This window comes from Paraprevotella clara YIT 11840 (assembly GCF_000233955.1).
Classification (GTDB): Bacteria; Bacteroidota; Bacteroidia; order Bacteroidales; family Bacteroidaceae; genus Paraprevotella; species Paraprevotella clara.
In genome coordinates this window covers 1-507 of record NZ_JH376585.1, presented here as the reverse complement: position 1 = coordinate 507, position 507 = coordinate 1, and the positions used below count along the sequence as shown (strand labels likewise).

Sequence of the window (507 nt, the reverse complement as noted above, 5' to 3'; positions counted from 1 at the left end):
AAGGTGCTGCATGGTTGTCGTCAGCTCGTGCCGTGAGGTGTCGGCTTAAGTGCCATAACGAGCGCAACCCTTCTCCCCAGTTGCCATCGGGTAATGCCGGGCCCTCTGGGGACACTGCCATCGTAAGATGCGAGGAAGGTGGGGATGACGTCAAATCAGCACGGCCCTTACGTCCGGGGCTACACACGTGTTACAATGGGGGGTACAGAGGGCCGCTGTCCGGTGACGGTTGGCCAATCCCTAAAACCCCTCTCAGTTCGGACTGGAGTCTGCAACCCGACTCCACGAAGCTGGATTCGCTAGTAATCGCGCATCAGCCATGGCGCGGTGAATACGTTCCCGGGCCTTGTACACACCGCCCGTCAAGCCATGAAAGCCGGGGGTGCCTGAAGTCCGTGACCGCGAGGGTCGGCCTAGGGTAAAACTGGTGATTGGGGCTAAGTCGTAACAAGGTAGCCGTACCGGAAGGTGCGGCTGGAACACCTCCTTTCTGGAGCGTCTTCCTGT

Annotated in this window: 1 rRNA gene; it reads left to right on the top strand. The window is 59.6% G+C overall.

Annotation, left to right across the window (positions count from 1 at the left end):
* A 16S ribosomal RNA gene (locus tag HMPREF9441_RS02905) occupies window positions 1–490 on the top strand; the annotation flags it as partial.
* Window positions 491–507 lie beyond the last annotated feature (17 nt).